The organism is Gracilimonas qinghaiensis (assembly GCF_046602855.1).
Lineage (GTDB): Bacteria > Bacteroidota > Rhodothermia > Balneolales > Balneolaceae > Gracilimonas.
On the sequence record NZ_JBKINJ010000002.1, the window covers coordinates 791967 to 811898 of the forward strand.

Sequence of the window (19932 nt, forward strand, 5' to 3'; positions counted from 1 at the left end):
TAATAACTGAGCATTAAACATCTCAAATCAAAAATCGAGGCTGAGTAGAATAGCAGGAAAAGCAGCGGTGAGGTCAAAGCCGTAAGTCTCCTCTTCAGCATTAACACCGATGGTCTCGAGTGAGTTTAGCTTGACGATCTCGGCAGAATTATCCCAAAAACCTTGTAGGGCCTGTTCAACATCATGGGTGTCGGTGCCGAACAGATAAATAGTTTCATGTAACCCTCTGAGCCAGCTTGAATTTTTAGCATATTGAAGCCAGTGATACGGTAGGTCTTCGGGCTGATCAAAAGATATATAGGTAGCTGCTCTAAACTTTCCCAACAGATAGGATGTGATAGAGATGACATTTTTATGGCAGCCTATCATCAGGAAGGAACCACCGGGTTTGGCAAAACCCGACCACTGCTGTGCCATTTCAAAATCACTGCTGAAATCGGTGGTTGCAACTTGTTTGGTCAGCTTGTCAAAACCTTCCATTAGGTTTCTTCTGCGTACGGAAAGAAATTTGTACTCGTTGTTGTGAAGTGAATGCCATGTTGGCTCTATGACCTCCCGATCAACGCCTTTCATCAGAATTGAAAGGTGGTCTTCGCGTTCATCCGCATTATCATAAACTACTTTGGGGAATACCGTCCAGCATTCGTGGGACGGATTGGTGAGCGCACGCACTGATTTTATGTTGAAGTCAGCCTTGAATTGTTCAAAGGTCGATAGAACGTGGGAAAAGTTGGGATCCTGCTGTTGGGTAATGGCATCGATAACATTGAAATTGAAGTCAAACGAGCCAATACGAAAAAGGTGCTTGTCTTTATTCGGATCGTTTATAGAATAGAACAAGCGATCAGAAAAAAAACAAACACCTAGATTTGCAGGTAGGTCACCCATTAATTCCAGTTTGGAGCATTACGCATAGTTGTACGTTCAAGGCTCCCAATGGCGTCGTCAGAGCCAGGATCCGTCAATAAGTAGATCTGTGGGCGTAGCGTATCATTCAGTGCGTACTCAAATTTTGGATGCGGAGGCCGAGGTGAGTACACCAAAGAATCAGGATTGAACACATCGAAAGTAGAACCAAACAGAGAATCACCCATCGCGATCATCATTGAATCCGTTTTAAGGAATTGGACCAAACTGTCCAATCCGCCTTCAGATGGGGGGAAAGTTTCATGAACTGACTCATACTGAATCAAGGCATCTTTTGTGTCAACTAAGCGCTGACGAACTTTTTCGGTCATAGCTTGTCGCTCTCTTACCTCTTCATATGGGGTAACTAGGGAATCATACAACCAATAGGTAAGCCCAAGAATTATTATTCCAAGTACAATAGTCAGGATCGAGTTACGCGTTTCAAGTTTCATGTGAAAGGCAAATAAGTTAGATAATTAAGTTTTATTCCTAAGAATTTTTGGAGAAAGAAAATACATGCACACCCATAGATATGCAACTTTACAGAACATTCAAAAAATATGAATTTATTATTCTTTGAATGCTCTTATTTTAGCCTTTTAACATTAAAATTAAAAACTACTTTCATTGAACCGGCAAATACTTAGACTGGCTATTCCTAATATTATAAGTAATCTGTCGGTACCGCTACTGGGAGCTGTGGATACAGCTGTTGTGGGTCGTCTTGAGCACGTTTACTATTTGGGAGCCATTGCAGTAGGCAGTATAATATTTGATTTTATTTTTTGGGGCTTTGGTTTTTTGAGAATGGGAACCACAGGAATGGTGGCACAAGCCTATGGAGCGGGAAATAACAGAAAAACAAAAATCATACTAATGAGGGTTTTGTTAGTGGCTGCTGTCAGCAGTTTGTTGATCCTGATATTGCAATACCCGCTTATTGATATTTCTTTGGCTATCATTGATGCTTCTCCAGAGGTAGAAGAATATACCCGGCTGTATTATCATATTCGAATCTTTGCAGCTCCGGCTACACTTGCCTTATTTGGATTGAATGGCTGGTTTTTGGGAATGCAAAATTCTACCTATCCAATGATAGTGACTATTTTCTTAAATATTGTAAATATCATTTTGAATCTGATTTTTGTGTTCCGGTTCAACATGACGGTAGATGGTGTGGCAACAGGAAGTTTGATTGCAAGTTTCCTGGCATTGGCTCTTGCCATTATACTTTATAAAAAGAAATACGGCGGGGTTAAGCTTAATATCAGATGGAATGAACTGATTGAAACCTCAGAGCTTAAAAAGTTCTTTTCAGTCAACAGTGATATTGTGATCCGCACCCTGTGCCTGATATTTTCTTATGCTTTTTTTACAGCAAAGTCTGCCGAAATGGGGGATGTAGTTTTGGCAGCCAACACAATTTTATTACAAATGTGGTATATCAGTTCGTATGGAACAGACGGGTTTGCCTATGCGGCGGAGAGTTTGGTAGGGCGGTTTAAAGGAGCTAATGACGATGAGAGTCTAAAGCTGGCGGTCAAGGCCAATATGCTCTGGGGGTTGGGTCTGGGGTTAATGGGAACTATTGGTTATGCCGTATTTGATGCTGAAATACTTTCATTATTTACAGATAAGGAAAATGTAATTGCGGTAGCTATGACCGTAGTGATATGGCTGATCGTGGCACCTCTTGTTAACAGTGTATGTTTTATTTGGGATGGTGTTTACATTGGGGCAACGGCAACGGCTGCGATGAGAAATTCGATGCTGGTAGCAACCATTCTCGTGTTTGTGCCGGTTTATTACATAAGTGAATCATTTGCCGGTGTTCATGCGTTATGGATGGCGATGACGGCATTTATGGTGGCAAGAGGTTTGATTCTGACATTATATGCACCAAGCCGAATTTTCAACAGACAAACAGGATAGTGATGAGCAACTATGTAATGAAGATCTGGCGGACTTTTTATACGGCCGTTGACTCTTTTATAAAAGATAATTGTTTTCAATATAGTGCCTCAACCGCTTTTTATACCCTGTTTTCATTGGCTCCGATCGTGGTAATAGCAGTTTATGTGGTCGGTATCTTTTTCGGTACTGAGAGCGCAATGGCAGAATTAAGAAATTATTTAACCACTTATTTGGGAGAAGAAAGCACAAAGGGAGTAATGGCACTGGTTGAGACTATTCAGACAAATACTGAAAGTGTTTTTTTTCTGATCCTAAGCATTATTTTTTTGATGATATCGTCAACAAGTATCTTGGTACAGCTGCAGTATTCATTTAATCAGATCTATCGAGTCAAACCAAATCAGGATGCAGCTGTTTTTAAATTGATTAGAGACCGGGTTATGGCTTTCGGCATGATCTTGCTTTTGGGGGCTGCTATGATCTTTTCATTAGTAATAGATTCCACAATGACGGCACTTCTTAATGTGTTGCCGGTTGGGGGATTGTCGGATCAGGTAATATTAGTAGGTGCTGCAAGTAATCTATTTTCATTTTTTATGATACTGATCGCTGTTATGGTGGTGTATTATTTATTGCCGGATGCTAAAGTTCCACGGTCATCATTGGTTTGGGGAAGCCTGGTAACGGCTCTCTTGCTTGTGTTTGGGAAATTTCTGGTAGGCTTGGTGATCGGTAACAGTTCTCTTACACAACTCAGTGGGGCTTCATCTTCAATAATAATTTTGATGTTGTGGGTTTACTATTCTGGTATTATCATCTTTTTCGGGATCGAACTGGTAAAGGTTATGGCAAAATCCTCAGATGGCAGTATTGTAGCCGGTAAATATGCCCGGAAGGTAAAAATGGTTGAACTGGAAACAGAAGATTAAGCCGATTATGAAGCAGCTTTTATTAATGAGACACGCAAAATCCAGCTGGGATAGCGCCGGGCAGAAAGACTTTGAACGGCCTTTAGCTGAGCGTGGGTTAAATGACGCCCCTATAATGGGGCAGTTTGTAAATAACATTAATTACAATCCGGCGGCCATTTATAGTTCAACGGCTAAAAGGGCTGTGCAAACTGTAAGATTGTTTGCAGAGGCCGCTCAGATAAAGCCAGATAATATTCAATGGAATGAGGATCTATACTATGGTTCTATGAAAGATTACATTGAACAAATACAGGCTGCTTCGGATGATCATGAGCGCATTATGCTGGTTGGTCATAATCCGATAATGGAAAATACGGCAGGTATGCTTGCCGGCTCAGAACACAAGATCGCTGTGCGTATGCCAACAGCAGCATTGGTTTGCCTCGAATGTTTTGCGAATTCTTGGATAGATGTCACGCCGGGTACTTGCCAGATCAAATGGATGATGATCCCTAAAGTTTTAAAGAAAATAGGGGCAAGTTATTAGGTATTAGGTGTTAGGCGTCGCCACTAACACCTAATACCTCACGTCTAAAACCTGTGACCTAGAATGGCACATTTTGCACACTATTTGTTATATTGACGAAGCTAAAAAATTCAATTATCAAATAAACAGCAGATGCAATACCAACAAAACTTTTTTTATCTCTGCAAAACCCCTTTAAGTGCGGAAGGACCTGAGCACGTTGAAGTGATAACCCGTGCTGAAGACAGCGAAGACTTTCCGCGGGTATTCAAAGAATTTGAAGAACTAAGATCCCATGCTTTTAATGATGATAAGATCTACAGTGTAGTTCGTGCTGATGATATTTATGAGCTTGTCCGAACCAATACGGATAAAAATGCTAAAGAATTAGCTTACGAAAGAGCTGAGCAGGAAATCATTACTAATTTACAACATCGCGTAATGCAAGATGGTGATGCCAATGCCAAAGGTATTCTAAAAGAGGTTTATGGAGTAGAAGAGTAACAGACTCTGCCAAAAAAATCGAAGCCTCGTGTTTTATAAAGCACGAGGCTTTTTTTTATTGAAACTCTCTATATTCACAATCATAAATCAATTGTAATAACTACTTAAGTATTGGAATTATTTACAGTGGTGTGTGTTTTGGTAAGTGAATATTAAAGAAAAATACAGATATTATGAGTACTGAGGCACCAAGCGAAATTGAGACTATGAAAATAAACATCGGGATTTCTGAAGAACACAGAGAAAAGATCGCGAAAGGGTTATCCAAAGTATTGGCTGACTCCTATCTGCTTTATTTGAAAACACATAACTATCATTGGAACGTAACGGGTGAATTATTTCATCAGTTGCATGAGCAGTTTGAAGAACAATATACCGAGCTTGCTGAGGCCATTGATGTTATTGCAGAACGCATCAGGGCTTTGGGTTTCAGAGCACCGGGAACGTTTAAAGAATTTAATGAGCTAACCTCAATTGAAGAAGATACCGATCGCCCCAAAGCCTTAGAAATGGTCCGTCGCCTGACAACAGCAAATGAACAGGTTATCCGAACCGCACGTGAGGCCTTGGAGCCGGCAAATAATGCTGAGGATGAAGCAACTATCGATCTGCTAACGGAGCGATTGACTGTCCATTCCAAGACAGCATGGATGCTGAGAAGTCATTTAGAAGAATAGAACCATCCCGAGTTGGTGGCTATTTTGGAAGTTCTTGTTAAAGACTTCCTGAATGGCCATTAACTTTTTTTAAAACACTAAAAATCAGAACTGTCTAAATATCGGAGTCACATTATGAATGATCTGACAATTAAAGGAAATTGGAATGAATTAAAAGGAAAATTAAAGCAAAAGTATTCTGAATTGACGGACGATGACCTGACATTTACCGAAGGTAAAGAAGATGAACTTATCGGTCGATTACAGAAAAAGTTGGGTAAGACAAAAGATGAAATAAAGAAAGAGTTGGCAGAACTCTAAGAACTCAATTATTTGCTAAATCAGGGGGGCAATAGCCTCCCTTTTTTTATGAGAAATAGTTAGAAATTTTGCTCATATTAAATCAAATAACCAATTAACTAACAAGGGTATACAGTCAGTGGAAAATTTTAATATTTCGTCAGATGATCTAATTAATATTGTGACCACTTATGGTCCAAAACTCCTTGCCGCGATCGCCACACTTGTTGTTGGTCTTTGGATCGTAAAATTAATAGTCAGGGGAGTAGGAAAAGGCCTTGATAAAAGCAGTGTAGATACAGCACTAAAATCTTTTTTAAAGAGCTTGGTTTCCATCCTGTTAAAAGTGATGGTGTACATTACAGCACTCGGCATGCTGGGTATTGAAATGACCTCCTTTATAGCCGTATTGGGTGCCGCCGGTTTAGCTGTTGGTTTAGCCTTGCAGGGTAGCCTTGCAAACTTTGCAGGAGGAGTTTTGATCCTGTTTTTCAAACCATTTAAAGTTGGGGATTTTATAGAAAGAGGAAGTGAGTCAGGAACTGTAGAAAGAATCGACATCCTGCATACAGTTTTGAATACTCCGAATAATCAGATAATAGTCATTCCAAATGGACAACTTGCTAACTCGCCTGTTAAGAACTATTCAGAAAAAGATACGAGAAGAGCTGATTTTGCTATCGGTATTGGATACAATGATGATATCAAGAAGGCTCGCGAAGTTATTCTTAAAGTATTAAATGAAGATGAACGTACATTACAAGAACCGGAACCAATGGTTGTATTAACAAATCTTGGTGATAGTTCCCTTGATCTTTCTGCACGTGCGTGGACTCAGACAAGTGAATATTGGGGCTTTTTTTGGGATAATATGGAAAAGATCAAAGAGGAATTAGATAAAGCAGGTATTGATATCCCATATCCTCAGAGAGATGTTCACATGTTTCAGGAAAAATAATTTACAGCTTGTTTTTGATCCATTTAGAAGGTGCATGAAAGTGCGCCTTTTTTTGTGCATTGTGATTTTTGGATAGGTATATCCGGATAGCCGGTAACAATTTTGGGTTGTTTTCCCTTTCAATTGCCAAAGAATAGGTAGATATATTATCTTAACTAAAATAAATAGCAGGCTTAGGGCCGTAAATCAAAAAGAACTACGAGGAAAGGAAGGTTACTGTGGAGAACCTGGAGCAAAACAATACCGAATCTGAAAAGAAAGAAGAAAAAACTGCTGAAGAAATAGAGCAGGTTAAAGATACTGAAAAAGCTGGAGCAGAAGAGCAGAAGCCGGAGTCTGATGAGGCAGCCACTGCTATATCTGAAGAAGAGAATACCGTGGAGGCAGAATCTGTAGATGAAGTGGATGCAACTGAAGAGGTGAAAAAATCTGAGCCAGCTGAGGAAATTGAGGAAACTGAATCTGAAGCAGGAGAAGACGCTGAGGAAGCCTTAGATAGTGAGCCTTCTGAAGAAGATGAGGTATCTGCTGAAGAGTTTTACTCAGAGATCGTTGATAAGGCAAAAGAACTTGCTGCGCAAACCGACTGGCCGTACGTGACAACAGAATTAGCTAATCTGGCACAAAAAATTACGGAAGGACCGGATTCAGACAACGAAGAAGTCAGAACCCTGATCAGCGAGTTTGAAGAGATTCGTGATAATTTTGAGGAGAAAAAGAGGGTACACTACGAAGAACTGAATCGCAAAAAAGAAGAAAATCTTGGCAGAAAAAAAGAGCTGCTGAAATCATTATCCGATATAGTTAATGAAGAAAACTGGACAGCCACCAAGGAAGTAAGCAAGATCAAAGGTCAGTGGGAGTCTATCAAGCTTCTGCCACAAGGAGAGGCTGAGGCGTTAGATCAGCGCTTTAAAGAATTGATGGGTGAATTTGAAGACCATAAAGTTGACCGCCTCGTCAAGAAGCTACAGAAAGAGGAAGAGAATTTAGATTTAAAACTTCTGCTTTTGGACAAGATGGATGCTTTGGTTAAAAAGCTTGAGGACGAAGATCCAGATTTTGAAGAGCTCGAGGACGAATTCAACAAATTGATCTCTCAGTGGAGAAAAGTAGGGAGGGTTCCTTCAGAGAAAAATCAACCATTGTGGGATCGTTTTAACAAGGTTCAGGATACATTCAACGATATCCGGTTCAAAGTTGATAAAACATACCGGGAAGTTATAGAAAAAGCTCTCGAGAGGAAGAAGAAGCTGGTAAAAGAAGCTGAGGCACTGGTAGATCAGGAGAATATTGCCAAAGCTGCCCGAAAAGTTAATAAGCTGCACAGGGCCTGGAAAAAAGCCGGTAATCTTCCGCAGAAAGATGAGAACGAAATGTGGGATAAGTTCAAGGCAGCCACAGATAAGTTCAATGAAGTGAAATCAGATAATCTGGACTTGTTAAAAGAGCAGGAAGAGGAAAATCTGGAGAAGAAGTATAAGCTGATTGAAAAGGCTAAGGAAGTTAAAGAAACGGACGATTTTGATAAAGGTCATCAGACCATGCAAAGTCTGATGGGGCAGTGGAAAAAGATAGGTCCGGTTCCGCGGAAGAAGTCTTCCAAGATCTGGAAACAATTCAAAGGGGCAATGGATGAGTTTTACGACCGGCGCCGTGAAGCTTTCAAAGGTCAGAGAAAGGATCAAAAGGAAAATCTTGCAAAGAAGGAAGAGATCCTTGAGAAGCTAAGGGATTTGGGCAAGCATGAGGATCCGGCACTTGCGGTTCAGGAAGCCAAAGAACTGCAGCAAGAATTCAAAGATATTGGGTATGTACCCATCAAAATGAAGAACAAGATCTGGAAGCAGTACCGCGAAGCCTGTGATGTGATCTATGATCGATATAGGGCACTCGGTTCTGATCTCGGAATGGAGAAAAAACTTGCCAACCAGGGAATTGATCCGGATACCAGAAAAGATATCATCAAGTATCAGAAAGAGCGCGACAAGCTTAAAAAAGAGGTTTCAAAGCTCGAAAGTGAAATGATCCAGTTCGAGGAAGCCAAGACCTATTTTAAGCCTACAAACAGGGGGAATGCCCTTTTAGATGAGCTTCAGGGTAAAATTGATAAGGCAGATCAGGCTATTGAGGAAAAACAAGATCGCATCATTGAATTGAAAAAAGAGATCGATCAATTGAAACGATCTGCAGAAAATGATGATGAGTCTGACGAAGCGGAGTAAATATTACTTTATTATAATAGCCAAGTAGTACTTTTGGCGATATCTTTATCATACAATATTTTATCACCCCAGAAGAATATTCTGGCAGAAATCACCAAAATCATTTGAACTCACATCCCATACAAATAAAATTCTGGGGAATCAGAGGCTCTACACCATGCGCAAATGCTGAAAATATGCGGTATGGTGGCAATACGTCTTGCGTTCAGATTGAAATGCCTGGCGAGGATACAATAATCGTCTTTGACAGCGGCACGGGTTTCAGAAATCTTGGTAACAGCCTAATGAGTAACGGCAAAGGCTATAACGGACGTGTCTTTATAACTCACCCACATTGGGATCATTTGCAGGGTTTTCCCTTCTTTAAGCCTTTCTATGACTCTGAAAACTCATTTCGAATATATATGCCGCCTAACGGAGATATGGGTTGTCAGGAGATACTGCAGGGGCACATGTCGAAAACCTTCTTTCCCGTCTCTATGGATATGCTGGAAGCGGACATAAATTGTATAACCACAGATCCTGATCCAATAGATTTCGGTACTTATCAAGTTGAATACATGTGGGCAGGTCATACGGTTCCAACCGCCATCTATAAGCTTACAGCCGGTGAAACCACCATCGTATACGCCCCGGATAATGAGATCATGATAGGTGATGGGGAAGACGTTTATGATTTCAGGAAAGAATTTGTTGAATTTGTTGAGGGTGCGGATATCCTGATGCACGATTCTCAGTATAATAGAGAAGAATACAAAGACCGAATAGGCTGGGGGCATTCAGCATGGGAAGAGGTCGTCAAGCTTGCTGAAAAAGCAAATGTCAAGAGATTATGCCTTATTCACCATGACCCCGATAAGGATGATGATATATTGGATGGGGTGAATGCGAAGATTCAAAAAGATTTTGCTTCAAAATTTGAGCATATCAGTTTAGCAAAAGAGGGGCAGGTCATCTCGATTGATCCGCCCTGCCCGTTTTTAGCTTTAGTTTAGAAGTAATAGCGGATGCCTAGAGCTCCATTTCCATCAAAATCAGTATCAGGAATCAGATTTAGAATAGGTACTGCTTCAACAAACAGATCTATTTGGGAATTTGGAATAATATAATTCAGCCCGAAAGGCACTCTTATACCTGCACGTGCATCCGGATCACTTAATACAATGCGTGCACCAACGCCATAATAGAAAGCAAGGGCACCCTGATCGATGTCGCTGAACCATTTATGCATTAGATAATCACCGTGTAAATGTAAAGCATCATCATTTCCGAATGACCATGCAGCGCCAAAAGCAAAAGCGGATCGGTCATTATTCCAAATTTTAGCAGATATACCTGTTGGCTCTCCCAACATTACACCGATACCTACATTTCCTCCATTTCCATTGGCCTGGGCCTGAACTTTATTGGGAGAAAAAATTAAAAAACCGGTGACAATAAACAGTATCGATAATAATTTAGTTGTATTCATTTTCATATGATTTAGATTTATTGGAGTTTCTACCTATTTAAAGGGAAAAAAGAACGAAATTGTTTCATTTTCTAAAAATTAGTGAGTTCTGCGACAGGCATATTGATCCAGTACACTAATTATTTCATAAGAATTATATATACACAACCATCTACTAGAAAACTAATATTATTATCATGGACAAATCTTATTATAAAAAAGAAGACTTAAAAAAATTCGGTAAGGTCACGGAATGGCAAGAAAACATGGGCGAAAAATTCTTTGAATATTATGAAGAAGTTTTTGAGGAAGGTGCTCTAACTAAGCGGGAAAAGGCACTTATTGCTTTGGCAGTTGCACATACGGTTCAATGTCCATATTGCATTGATGCTTATACAACAGAAAGTCTCGAGAATGGCGTGAGTGAGGAGCAAATGATGGAAGCCGTTCATGTTTCTGCTGCTATTCGTGGTGGTTCTTCTTTGGTTCATGGTGTGCAGATGATGAACAAGGTCAAAGACGTGTCAATGTAAGTTACGCCAATCCTTTTTAATTATTTTTTTAAATCTATTACACCAATGAAGACTTTAAAAGCAGAGACGCATGAGCTTTCTAAGCCTGAAGTGCAGCTCGATATCATCAACAATCATAATACGAAGATAAAGTCACTTTCCAAGTTTGAGGATAAACTGGATGGTATAGGATTATTCCCCCTTAAACCCACAGGTATTGAGATCTTTCAAATGAATGTAGGTTATATGTGTAATATGACCTGCAAGCATTGTCATGTTGATGCCGGCCCGGATCGGGAAGAGATCATGAGTAAGGAAACATTCGAGTATTGCCTTGAGGCATTGAAAGATTCGGATATTGAAACTGTTGATCTAACGGGTGGGGCCCCGGAGATGAATCCGCATTTCAGGTGGTTTGTCAAAGAGGCCGCTAGAATGGGAAAACATATTATTGTCCGGTCTAATCTTACCATACTGACTACTAACAAATTCAGTGATCTTCCTGAGTTCTTTAAGGAGCATAACGTTGAAGTCACCTGTTCATTACCTTTTTACAGTAAATCGAGGACCGATCGGCAGAGGGGTAAGGGTACGTACGATAAATCCATCATAGCATTAAAGAGACTCAATGAGATCGGATATGGCAAAGAAAACACAGGCCTAATGCTTAACCTGGTGTATAACCCGGTTGGCGCTTTTTTGCCAGGAGATCAGGAAGAGGTTAAGCAGGAGTTTAAAAAAGAGCTCAAGCGGACTCATGATATCGAATTCAATGACTTGTATACCATCACAAATCTTCCCATCAGTCGGTTTCTGAATTTTCTACTCATGTCAGGTAATCTTGAGGATTATATGGAAAAGCTGGTAGAATCATTCAATCCATCAGCTGCCATGGGAGTCATGTGCCGAAATACCATTTCTATTGGTTGGGACGGGAAGCTATTTGATTGTGATTTCAATCAAATGCTGGAAATGGAGACTCATAGTGATAGTGTGCAGCATATAAAAGAGTTTGATCTGGATGTTCTTAACGACAGAGATATCAAAGTGAATCAGCACTGCTTTGGCTGTACTGCAGGATCCGGAAGCAGTTGCGGTGGGGCCACTGCCTGAACCGCCTGAACATTCAACAAGGAACATAGAACATCGAATTTTGAAGTGTAGATAGCTAAGTAAGGGCGTATCGCATACGCCCTAGGTATTACATGTCTGTGAAATGGAAATGTTCTAAAGCCATTCATATAAAGCCAACAAATTAATGACGAAAGAAAAGCTCATCATTTTTGTAAAGAACGAGGAAGCCGGGAAAGTTAAATCCAGGCTTGCTAAAAGCATAGGGAATATAGAGGCACTTCGCGTGTATCAAAAACTGTTGAGGTATACTTACTCAGAAACCGTGTCTTTAAAAATGAACAAAGAGATCTGGTATTCATCTTATGTAGAACTTAATGATATTTGGGAAAATGATCGGTTCACTAAAAAGCTTCAGAAAGGGGATGATCTCGGGCAACGAATGGAGTATGCCTTTAAAACAGCCTTCGAAAACGGTGCTGAAAAAGCAGTGATCATTGGAAGCGATAACGCAGAGATCACAGCTAAAATAATTGAAGATGCTTTTTTATCACTGAATAAGAAAGAATTTGTAATAGGGCCTGCCAAAGATGGAGGATATTATTTACTGGGGATGAATAAATTTTATCCCAAAGTATTTAAAAAAGTGAAATGGAGTACAGAAGAAGTATTTGAAAGTACGATAGGTACCATTGAACAGCTTGGCGAGTCTATTGCTCTTTTAAAGACCTTAAATGATGTGGATATCATAGAGGATTGGATAGAAGCGAAAGGAATTTTACTGAATACGCCGGAAGATCATGTTTAGTATTATCATACCAACTTATAACGAAGAAGAAAAGATCGGTGAGTTGATCCGACACCTGAGGGAGTCGGCCGGTTCAAGGGAGATCGAAATTCTGGTAATAGATGGTGGCAGTTCAGACCATACAATTGAAGAAGCAAGAAAGGCAGGCGCAAAAGCTATGATATCTCCCCAAAAAGGCAGAGCCCACCAAATGAATTACGGAGCAAGGCAGGCTGGGGGAAAGTGGTTGTATTTTCTTCATGCTGATACAATTCCACCTGATTCATTCGTGGAAGACATGAGAAGGGCTATAGAAAATGGGGCTAATAGTGGTTGTTTCAGGCTTGCATTCGATATGGAGCATTGGGCTCTAAAGCTCTATGCCTGGTTTACACGATTTGATGTGGATCTGTTCAGGTTTGGAGATCAGAGCCTTTTTGTTGAAAAGGCAGTCTTTGAAGAGATCGGTGGGTTTGATGAATCTCTGATTGTGATGGAAGATCAGGAAATTGTGAGAAGGATCAAGAGGTATTCACAGTTTCGGTTAATTCCCAAAGCTGTAGTTACATCAGGCCGGCGATATGAGCGAATCGGGTTCTTCAAATTACAGCTGATTTTTACTATTATTGTGCTATTGTATTACTTAGGGGTACAACAGGAGACGATCGTGAAATTCTATCGTTCACAAATGATCAGCAACGCGTATTAAGTTAGTGTTAAATAGCAAAAAGAAAGGGATGTTGGGTTTCATTATTCCTATCTTTTTGAGACTTGAACAAAGACCAAATGAGTATATTTTTAACTCTTGAGGCCTGTTCATAGCTCTAAGTCATCAACTTGGAGTCATATGAGATTTTTTTGAAAATTTTCTAACAATCCATCATAAAACAAAACCCATGAAAAAATTAATACTATTTTTTTTCGCTGCACTTGTGCTGCCTTTTGCAGGTTTTTCTCAAGGTACCACCACAGGTTCAATCGAGGGAACAGTAACAGATATTAATGGTGAGCCGTTACCTGGAGCTACCATAATTGCCCAGCATATGCCCACCGGAACCGAATACGGAACAGCTAGCCGCCCGGACGGACGTTACACGCTTAGAAGTGTGCGTATTGGCGGACCTTACGAAGTGCGTATTACTTTTGTAGGGTTTAATCCGCAAATTGTAGAAATAGACAGAATTGAGCTAGGCGAGCGTTATACGCTGGATTTTACGTTGGAAGAAGGTGCTCAGGATCTGGGAGAAATTTCTGTTGTTGCTGCCGGTGATCGATTATTTAATCCAGATCGAACAGGAGCCAGAACAAATATTACAAGCGAGGATATTTCGAGAACCCCGAGTGTATTCCGTTCTTTGGGAGATTTTACCCGTCTGACTCCACAAGTTACAAGTGGAAATAGTTTTGGTGGTGCGAATGACAGATATAACAATATTCTCGTAGATGGTGCCACTCTTAATGATGTATTTGGATTAGGTGATGCAACTCCTGGTTCGCAGGCAGGTGTTAGCTCTCCGCTGAGTATTGATGCTATTGCTGAATTTAATGTGGATATCGCACCTTTCGAAGTAACAAATAATGGATTTACCGGTGGACAGGTAAATGCCGTTACCAAGAGTGGAACAAACAATTATGAAGGGTCTGTTTACTTTCAAACAAGAAATGAGAATTTGATCGGTGATTACGATTACTTTGCAGCCAGACCTAATATAGGTGAGGATATCTTTGAGAAGGTCGAGGGTGGTGATTTCCCTTCCTTTACTGAAAGATATATAGGACTTAATATTGGTGGTCCCATCATTCAAGACAAACTTTTCTTTTTTATAAACGCAGAATTTAAAAGAGAGACAAGTCCTATCACTACTGGTGTATTTGGCAGTGGAGCACCTGTTCAAGTCGGATTTGAACCTGCTACATTTGATCAGATCAGCAGTATCTTACAGAATGAATATGGTTATGATCCCGGAGCTTACACTTCGCCGTTAGACACCGATACCAATAATGATAAGGTATTGGCCAAGCTTGACTGGAATATTAACCAGGACAACAAGCTGAGTTTCCGAATGAACTATGTGGATGCCTTGGCAGACCGAGGAATCAGCCGTGGTCAAAACAGCTATACGTTCAGTAACCGGCAGTATAATTTTAACAGTAAGCAGACCTCATTTGTTTCTGAGCTGACAAGTCGATTCAGTGACAATGCTTATAACGAAGCCCGTTTGGTCTACACACGAATCAGAGATTCCCGTGATGTTCCTTCACAGCGCTTCCCAAGTGTTACTGTTAGTATGGGATTTGATGATCCGGATCGGAATGGATTTGGTGCTATTAATGCCGGAGTGGAGAGGTTCTCCCAGGCTAATGCTCTGGATCAGGACCTGATCGAGTTTACTAACAATTTCACCTATATCCGTGGAGATCATGAAATGACGTTTGGTACCAGTAACCAGATATTTACATTTGACAATTTATTTGTGCAGGATGCTTTCGGAACTTATACGTTTTGGAGTATTGATGACCTGGAAGCAGGAGATCCGGTTGAATATCAACATAGTTATTTGTTACCTGATGGAAACCCAACAGCAAACTTTACCGGTATGCAGTTTGGACTTTATGCTCAGGATAAATGGTCAGCCACGGATTATTTAAAACTTACTTATGGTTTAAGAATTGATATTCCAGTTCTGCCTGATGAGCCATCATTTAACCCTGATGTACCGGATGCATTTCCCGGATATTCAACCGACAAGATTGTTAGCGGGCAAGTTCTTTGGGCTCCTCGTTTAGGATTTAACTGGGATGCCAGCCAGGGTGAAAGAACTACCCAAATTCGTGGTGGTGTCGGTATCTTTTCCGGAACACCTCCTTTTGTATGGATATCAAACCAATATAGCAATACAGGAGTTGATTACGGACGTGTAGATGAATTCAATTTTGGCAGATTTGATGGATTATTTTCGCCGGACCCTGATAATCAACCGACCCCCGGAACTAGCCCCATTCTTGATCCTGTGGAAACCTCTGAGATCAACTTATTAGCAGATGATTTCAAATATCCACAGGCACTGAAAGTGAATCTGGCTGTTGATCAGGAGCTTCCATATGGAATCCGTGGTACTTTAGAGGGTATTTACTCCAAAGGTATTAATGACGTAGTCTTTGAAAATATCAATCTTGAGAGCCAAGGTGAATCCGCTTACGGCCGCCCTATTTATGGTGAAATCGAATATAATTCACGATTTGGGAATGCCTCAGGTGATCCTGTAAGAGTAGATCCAAGATTCACTAATGCCATTGTAATGAGTAATAGTGACGAGGGTTATCAGTACAGTCTTACCGGTGAATTGGAGAAATCTTTCGATTTCGGATTGTATACTAAGTTTTCTTATACATATAACAGAGCTGAAAATGTAAACAACGGAACCTCAAGCCGCGCTATTTCTAACTGGCAATATAACGAAAATGTAGATGTCAATAGCCCTGAAGTGGGTACAGCAGACTTTGAAAGAAGGCATCGAATTCTTGGTATTGCTTCTTATAGAATTGACTATTCAGAACGATTTGCCACATCATTCTCATTCATTTATGATGGCCGTTCAGGAACTCCTTTTAGTTGGATCTATACTGGAGACGCAAACGGTGACGGTCGCTTTGATAACGACTTGATCTACGTTCCTGCAAATGAAAGTGAAGTTGTGTTAACCAGCGATAATTGGAGTGAGTTTGAAGCATGGATCAACAGCGAAGAATCAATCAGTGACTATCGCGGTGGATTCGTTGACAGAAATACTGCACGAGAGCCTTGGACCAACTTTGTTGATTTCAAAGTAACTCAAGAGATCAAAACCGTTAGCGGTCAGTCTCTGGAGCTGAGTGCAAGTGTGATCAACTTCTTGAATCTTCTTAACTCTGAGTGGGGAGTTCGAAGAGGAGTCTCGTACAATAACTACAGAGCCTATAACTTCGAGCAGTATGTGGATCAGGACTACATCGATAATAGGGGCTCAGGCAGAGGCTTAACAGCTAGTGATATCGGTAAGCCTGTTATTAGTTTCGATCCAAATGATATAACTGAAGACAGAAAGTTCAGCATCAGAGATCAAAGCTCAAGATGGCAAATGCAGTTTACTGTTCGGTATAACTTCTAATGAAAAGCAGCAAAGTTGTATTAAAAGGGAGGCCTGTTCAGGCCTCCCTTTTTTTGTAATTATCTAAGAATCTAATAAGGCTTAAGAAACTTGGGTTTGTTTTTGTTTTATACAGACTAAGAAAGATCAAGGCTTATTAAGTTAGTGTTAAATAGCAAAAAGTCGGGGATGTTGGGTTTCATTATTCCTATCTTTGCACAACTTATTGAAAGATCTCAAATGCTTTTATATAGCTTTTATGATCTGATATGAGCTCTAAGTCTATGACTTGGAATAATTAAGAATGTTTTAAAAGTCGTTTTTTTAACAGAACCTCTCAATAAAAAATAAACACCATGTTAAAATATCTATCCACTGTATTTTTAATTCTCGGTATTTCGGGGGCGGCACTTGCGCAGTCTGCCATCAGGGGTACCGTAACAGAGCTGGGATCGGGAGAGCCAATTATTGGTGCCAACTTGATCCTCATGGGCACAGCCCAGGGTAATGCTACTGACCTTAACGGTGACTATGTGATCAGGGGCGTTGAGCCCGGTACATATACCATCCGGGTTTCAAGCGTTGGTTACATTACTGTAACCGAAGAAATTACTGTCGGCTCCAGTGATCTGGAACTGGACTTTGAACTTGAGCTTACAAGTGCTTCATTGACTTCACTTGAGGTGTTTGCTTCTCGTTCAGATCTGACAACACCTGTGGCTTTTTCTGATGTAGATCAGGAAGCAATTCAGGCTCAGCTTGGCTCACGAAATCTGCCGGAAGTACTAAATATTACTCCGTCAGTATATTCAACCGGACAAGGTGGTGGTTCAGGTGATGCAAGGATAAACGTGCGTGGATTTAGTCAGCGTAACGTTGCTGTGATGATCAATGGTGTACCTGTAAATGACATGGAGAATGGCTGGGTATACTGGTCAAACTGGAGTGGTGTTGGTGATGCCGCACGCTCAATTCAGGTACAGAGAGGTATTTCGAATGTAAACCTTGCAGTTCCTTCTGTAGGTGGTACATTGAATATTATCACAGATCCGAGTCAAAATGAAGCCGGTGGTTCTATTAAGTTTGAGACCGGTAGTGGAGCAATGAACAAAAAGACTCTCCAATTGAATTCCGGCCTTGTAAATGATAAATGGGCGTTCAGTTTTGTGGGTGTTCGTAAAGAAGGAGAAGGCATTGTTGAGGGTACCTGGGCTGATGAATGGGCTTATCACTTTGCTGCTTCATATCAACTGAACGAGTCTAATCGTTTTGATCTTTTTGCTCTTGGTGCCCCACAGCGTCATGGTCAAAACCTGTATGCCATGAATACAGCTACTTATGACCGTGACTATGCACTGAGCTTAGATGGTTATGATGCAGCAGCAGCCGATATTCATTGGGAAAAAGGACGATTTTTCAATGCTAATGTTTCCGGTGTTTCTAATACATATGATGGAAACCAATATGTTGGAGATGGCTGGGTTAGTGCCTCAATTCAGAATCGTCAAAATAAAGACTTTCTGAACGAGCGTGAGAACTTTTTCCACAAACCACAGGTCAACCTGAACTGGTTCAGTGAACTTAGCGATAAGCTTACACTGACTAACGTATTATATTATTCAGGTGGTCGAGGTGGTGGTACAGGTACACTTGGAGATATCGAGTGGGATTATTCTCACAACCAGCGTGTTGCTGACTGGGATGCAACCATCGCTGATAACGACCCTAACGGTGAGTCAAATGGAATTCTCCGAAACAGCCGTAACAATCAGTGGACCATTGGTGATATTCTGAAATTATCTTACCAAGCCACTGAAAACTTTGAATTGCAAGCCGGTTTAGACTGGAGAACAGCAGAGATCGAACACTACCGTGAAGTTCGTGATTTACTTGGTGGCCGCTACTACGTTGAAACACGTGATCCATTTAACCCTAATTACAGAGCAGGACTTGGTGATGTTGTTAATTACAATTATACCAATACAGTTGACTGGTATGGTGGTTATGTACAGGGTGAGTATGTAGGTGACAAATACAGTGTATATGCAACCGGTGGAATTTCATCCATTAAATATTCTCATGAAAACTTTTTTATAGCTGAGAATGGCAGTCCACTGACACGTGAGTCTGATAATATTGCCGGGTATCAGCTAAAAGGTGGTGGTCTCTATAATGTAACAGAGAACACCGGTATTTACCTGAACGTAGGTCACATTTCCAAAGTGCCTATTTTCGACAACGTTATTAGTGACTTTAACGGTGCGATAAATGAAGATCCTGAGAACGAGAAGTTTTACTTCTATGAAGCAGGTGTCAGATACCGCGCTCCGGGTGGTCAGTTTGGTTTTAATGCCAACTATTACCTGACCGATCGTCGTGATCGTTCATTTACACGTGGCGTACAACAGCCAAACGGTGATGAAGGCCTTATAAACATTTCCGGAATTGACCAAATGCACTCCGGTGTGGAGGTTGAAACTTCTTACAAACCAAATAACTGGATTCGTTTGGATATTTCCGGTTCTTACAACCTTTGGGAATACCAAAACGATGTATCTGCCACGTACTTAGAAGATCAAGGTGATCCGGGCAGTGCGCAAAATATAGACCTTTATATCAAGGACCTGAAAGTCGGTAATGCACCTCAGGCACAGCTTGCGTATATCTTAGGCATGCAACCAAGTAACAACTTTGATATTCAGTTGGTGGGTACATCATTCTATCGGCACTGGTCAGATTTCGATCCAATTAGTCGAGACGATCCTAGTGATAGAGCCCAAACATGGCAAGCACCTAACTACACTGTGTTTAATCTGCACCTGAACTATACTCTGGACAGCATTCTTGAGGGTACCAACCTCTTCCTGAATGTCTTTAATCTCTTAGATGAGACGTATATCCAGGATGCTACTGACAACAGTAGGTTCAACGGTTACGATGGTGACCATGATGCAGATGATGCTGAAGTATTCTTAGGTCTTCCAAGACGCTATAACTTTGGAATCCGTGTAAATTTCTAAATACACACCAAAGTAAAAACTAAGTAAATTTTTAAAAGCAGCCTGTTTCTGACAGGCTGCTT

At 40.7% G+C, this 19932-nt stretch carries 18 protein-coding genes; 15 read left to right on the forward strand and 3 right to left on the reverse strand.

The features are described 5' to 3' along the window. Positions 1–27: 27 nt before the first annotated feature. Entirely contained in the window at positions 28–888 is an 861-nt protein-coding gene (locus ACKGJO_RS13430) for a hypothetical protein (RefSeq protein ID WP_411323956.1), read from the reverse strand. Continuing rightward, positions 888–1361 carry a hypothetical protein gene (locus ACKGJO_RS13435; protein ID WP_411323957.1) on the reverse strand — a complete coding sequence of 158 codons (474 nt, stop codon included), beginning with the start codon at positions 1359–1361 and terminating at the stop codon, positions 888–890. The genes ACKGJO_RS13430 and ACKGJO_RS13435 overlap by 1 nt, the downstream gene beginning before the upstream one ends. Positions 1362–1536: 175 nt before the next feature. Between ACKGJO_RS13435 and ACKGJO_RS13440 the strand changes: the two genes are divergently transcribed. From ACKGJO_RS13440 to ACKGJO_RS13480, 9 genes are all read left to right on the forward strand, one after another. Then, positions 1537–2841 carry an MATE family efflux transporter gene (locus ACKGJO_RS13440; RefSeq protein WP_411323958.1) on the forward strand — a complete coding sequence of 435 codons (1305 nt, stop codon included), beginning with the start codon at positions 1537–1539 and terminating at the stop codon, positions 2839–2841. A 2-nt stretch (positions 2842–2843) separates the two neighbouring features. Next, on the forward strand, positions 2844–3752 hold the full coding sequence (locus ACKGJO_RS13445) for a YihY/virulence factor BrkB family protein (RefSeq protein WP_411323959.1): 909 nt from the start codon (positions 2844–2846) through the stop codon (positions 3750–3752). A gap of 25 nt (positions 3753–3777) precedes the next feature. Then, on the forward strand, positions 3778–4281 hold the full coding sequence (locus ACKGJO_RS13450; protein ID WP_411323960.1) for a SixA phosphatase family protein: 504 nt from the start codon (positions 3778–3780) through the stop codon (positions 4279–4281). 132 nt (positions 4282–4413) lie between these two features. Next, on the forward strand, positions 4414–4764 hold the full coding sequence (locus ACKGJO_RS13455; protein WP_411323961.1) for a hypothetical protein: 351 nt from the start codon (positions 4414–4416) through the stop codon (positions 4762–4764). Positions 4765–4937: 173 nt separating this feature from the next. Beyond that, the gene (locus ACKGJO_RS13460) at positions 4938–5441 is read left to right on the forward strand and encodes a Dps family protein (RefSeq protein WP_411323962.1); all 504 of its coding nucleotides are present in this window, start codon (positions 4938–4940) and stop codon (positions 5439–5441) included. 114 nt (positions 5442–5555) lie between these two features. Next, complete coding sequence (locus tag ACKGJO_RS13465) at positions 5556–5741, forward strand: CsbD family protein (protein ID WP_411323963.1); 186 nt, start codon at positions 5556–5558, stop codon at positions 5739–5741. A 118-nt stretch (positions 5742–5859) separates the two neighbouring features. After that, the gene (locus tag ACKGJO_RS13470) at positions 5860–6678 is read left to right on the forward strand and encodes a mechanosensitive ion channel family protein (RefSeq protein WP_411323964.1); all 819 of its coding nucleotides are present in this window, start codon (positions 5860–5862) and stop codon (positions 6676–6678) included. Between the two features lie 218 nt (positions 6679–6896). After that, a complete protein-coding gene (locus ACKGJO_RS13475) occupies positions 6897–8903 on the forward strand; it encodes a DUF349 domain-containing protein (RefSeq protein WP_411323965.1) in 2007 nt (668 codons plus the stop codon). A gap of 284 nt (positions 8904–9187) precedes the next feature. Next, the gene (locus tag ACKGJO_RS13480; RefSeq protein WP_411323966.1) at positions 9188–9898 is read left to right on the forward strand and encodes an MBL fold metallo-hydrolase; all 711 of its coding nucleotides are present in this window, start codon (positions 9188–9190) and stop codon (positions 9896–9898) included. On the opposite strand, the gene ACKGJO_RS13485 is transcribed toward ACKGJO_RS13480, so the two are convergent. Further along, complete coding sequence (locus ACKGJO_RS13485; protein WP_411323967.1) at positions 9895–10374, reverse strand: hypothetical protein; 480 nt, start codon at positions 10372–10374, stop codon at positions 9895–9897. The two genes, ACKGJO_RS13480 and ACKGJO_RS13485, sit on opposite strands and share 4 nt — an antisense overlap. Before the next feature lie 176 nt (positions 10375–10550). On the opposite strand from ACKGJO_RS13485, the gene ACKGJO_RS13490 reads away from it, so the two are divergent. From ACKGJO_RS13490 to ACKGJO_RS13515, 6 genes are all read left to right on the forward strand, one after another. Next, positions 10551–10886, forward strand: coding sequence for an arsenosugar biosynthesis-associated peroxidase-like protein (locus tag ACKGJO_RS13490; protein ID WP_411323968.1), 336 nt, complete (start codon positions 10551–10553; stop codon positions 10884–10886). Positions 10887–10931: 45 nt separating this feature from the next. Next, a complete protein-coding gene (gene arsS, locus ACKGJO_RS13495; RefSeq protein ID WP_411323969.1) occupies positions 10932–11978 on the forward strand; it encodes an arsenosugar biosynthesis radical SAM (seleno)protein ArsS in 1047 nt (348 codons plus the stop codon). A gap of 145 nt (positions 11979–12123) precedes the next feature. After that, positions 12124–12744, forward strand: coding sequence for a TIGR04282 family arsenosugar biosynthesis glycosyltransferase (locus ACKGJO_RS13500; RefSeq protein WP_411323970.1), 621 nt, complete (start codon positions 12124–12126; stop codon positions 12742–12744). Beyond that, the gene (locus tag ACKGJO_RS13505) at positions 12737–13432 is read left to right on the forward strand and encodes a TIGR04283 family arsenosugar biosynthesis glycosyltransferase (protein ID WP_411323971.1); all 696 of its coding nucleotides are present in this window, start codon (positions 12737–12739) and stop codon (positions 13430–13432) included. The genes ACKGJO_RS13500 and ACKGJO_RS13505 overlap by 8 nt, the downstream gene beginning before the upstream one ends. A 187-nt stretch (positions 13433–13619) precedes the next feature. After that, positions 13620–16871: a TonB-dependent receptor gene (locus ACKGJO_RS13510; protein WP_411323972.1), complete on the forward strand. Its 3252-nt coding sequence runs from the start codon at positions 13620–13622 to the stop codon at positions 16869–16871. Between the two features lie 335 nt (positions 16872–17206). Next, entirely contained in the window at positions 17207–19870 is a 2664-nt protein-coding gene (locus ACKGJO_RS13515) for a TonB-dependent receptor (protein WP_411323973.1), read from the forward strand. Positions 19871–19932 lie beyond the last annotated feature (62 nt).

Excerpts from the sequence above, each read along its gene's own strand:
- ACKGJO_RS13510 (WP_411323972.1), top strand. The coding sequence starts at position 13,620 with ATGAAAAAATTAATACTATTTTTTTTCGCTGCACTTGTGCTGCCTTTT.
- ACKGJO_RS13500 (WP_411323970.1), top strand. The coding sequence starts at position 12,124 with ATGACGAAAGAAAAGCTCATCATTTTTGTAAAGAACGAGGAAGCCGGG.
- ACKGJO_RS13455 (WP_411323961.1), top strand. The coding sequence starts at position 4,414 with ATGCAATACCAACAAAACTTTTTTTATCTCTGCAAAACCCCTTTAAGT.
- ACKGJO_RS13430 (WP_411323956.1), bottom strand. The coding sequence starts at position 888 with ATGGGTGACCTACCTGCAAATCTAGGTGTTTGTTTTTTTTCTGATCGC.
- ACKGJO_RS13515 (WP_411323973.1), top strand. The coding sequence starts at position 17,207 with ATGTTAAAATATCTATCCACTGTATTTTTAATTCTCGGTATTTCGGGG.
- ACKGJO_RS13505 (WP_411323971.1), top strand. The coding sequence starts at position 12,737 with ATGTTTAGTATTATCATACCAACTTATAACGAAGAAGAAAAGATCGGT.
- ACKGJO_RS13445 (WP_411323959.1), top strand. The coding sequence starts at position 2,844 with ATGAGCAACTATGTAATGAAGATCTGGCGGACTTTTTATACGGCCGTT.
- arsS (WP_411323969.1), top strand. The coding sequence starts at position 10,932 with ATGAAGACTTTAAAAGCAGAGACGCATGAGCTTTCTAAGCCTGAAGTG.
- ACKGJO_RS13435 (WP_411323957.1), bottom strand. The coding sequence starts at position 1,361 with ATGAAACTTGAAACGCGTAACTCGATCCTGACTATTGTACTTGGAATA.
- ACKGJO_RS13485 (WP_411323967.1), bottom strand. The coding sequence starts at position 10,374 with ATGAATACAACTAAATTATTATCGATACTGTTTATTGTCACCGGTTTT.
- ACKGJO_RS13465 (WP_411323963.1), top strand. The coding sequence starts at position 5,556 with ATGAATGATCTGACAATTAAAGGAAATTGGAATGAATTAAAAGGAAAA.
- ACKGJO_RS13450 (WP_411323960.1), top strand. The coding sequence starts at position 3,778 with ATGAGACACGCAAAATCCAGCTGGGATAGCGCCGGGCAGAAAGACTTT.
- ACKGJO_RS13490 (WP_411323968.1), top strand. The coding sequence starts at position 10,551 with ATGGACAAATCTTATTATAAAAAAGAAGACTTAAAAAAATTCGGTAAG.
- ACKGJO_RS13460 (WP_411323962.1), top strand. The coding sequence starts at position 4,938 with ATGAGTACTGAGGCACCAAGCGAAATTGAGACTATGAAAATAAACATC.
- ACKGJO_RS13480 (WP_411323966.1), top strand. The coding sequence starts at position 9,188 with ATGAGTAACGGCAAAGGCTATAACGGACGTGTCTTTATAACTCACCCA.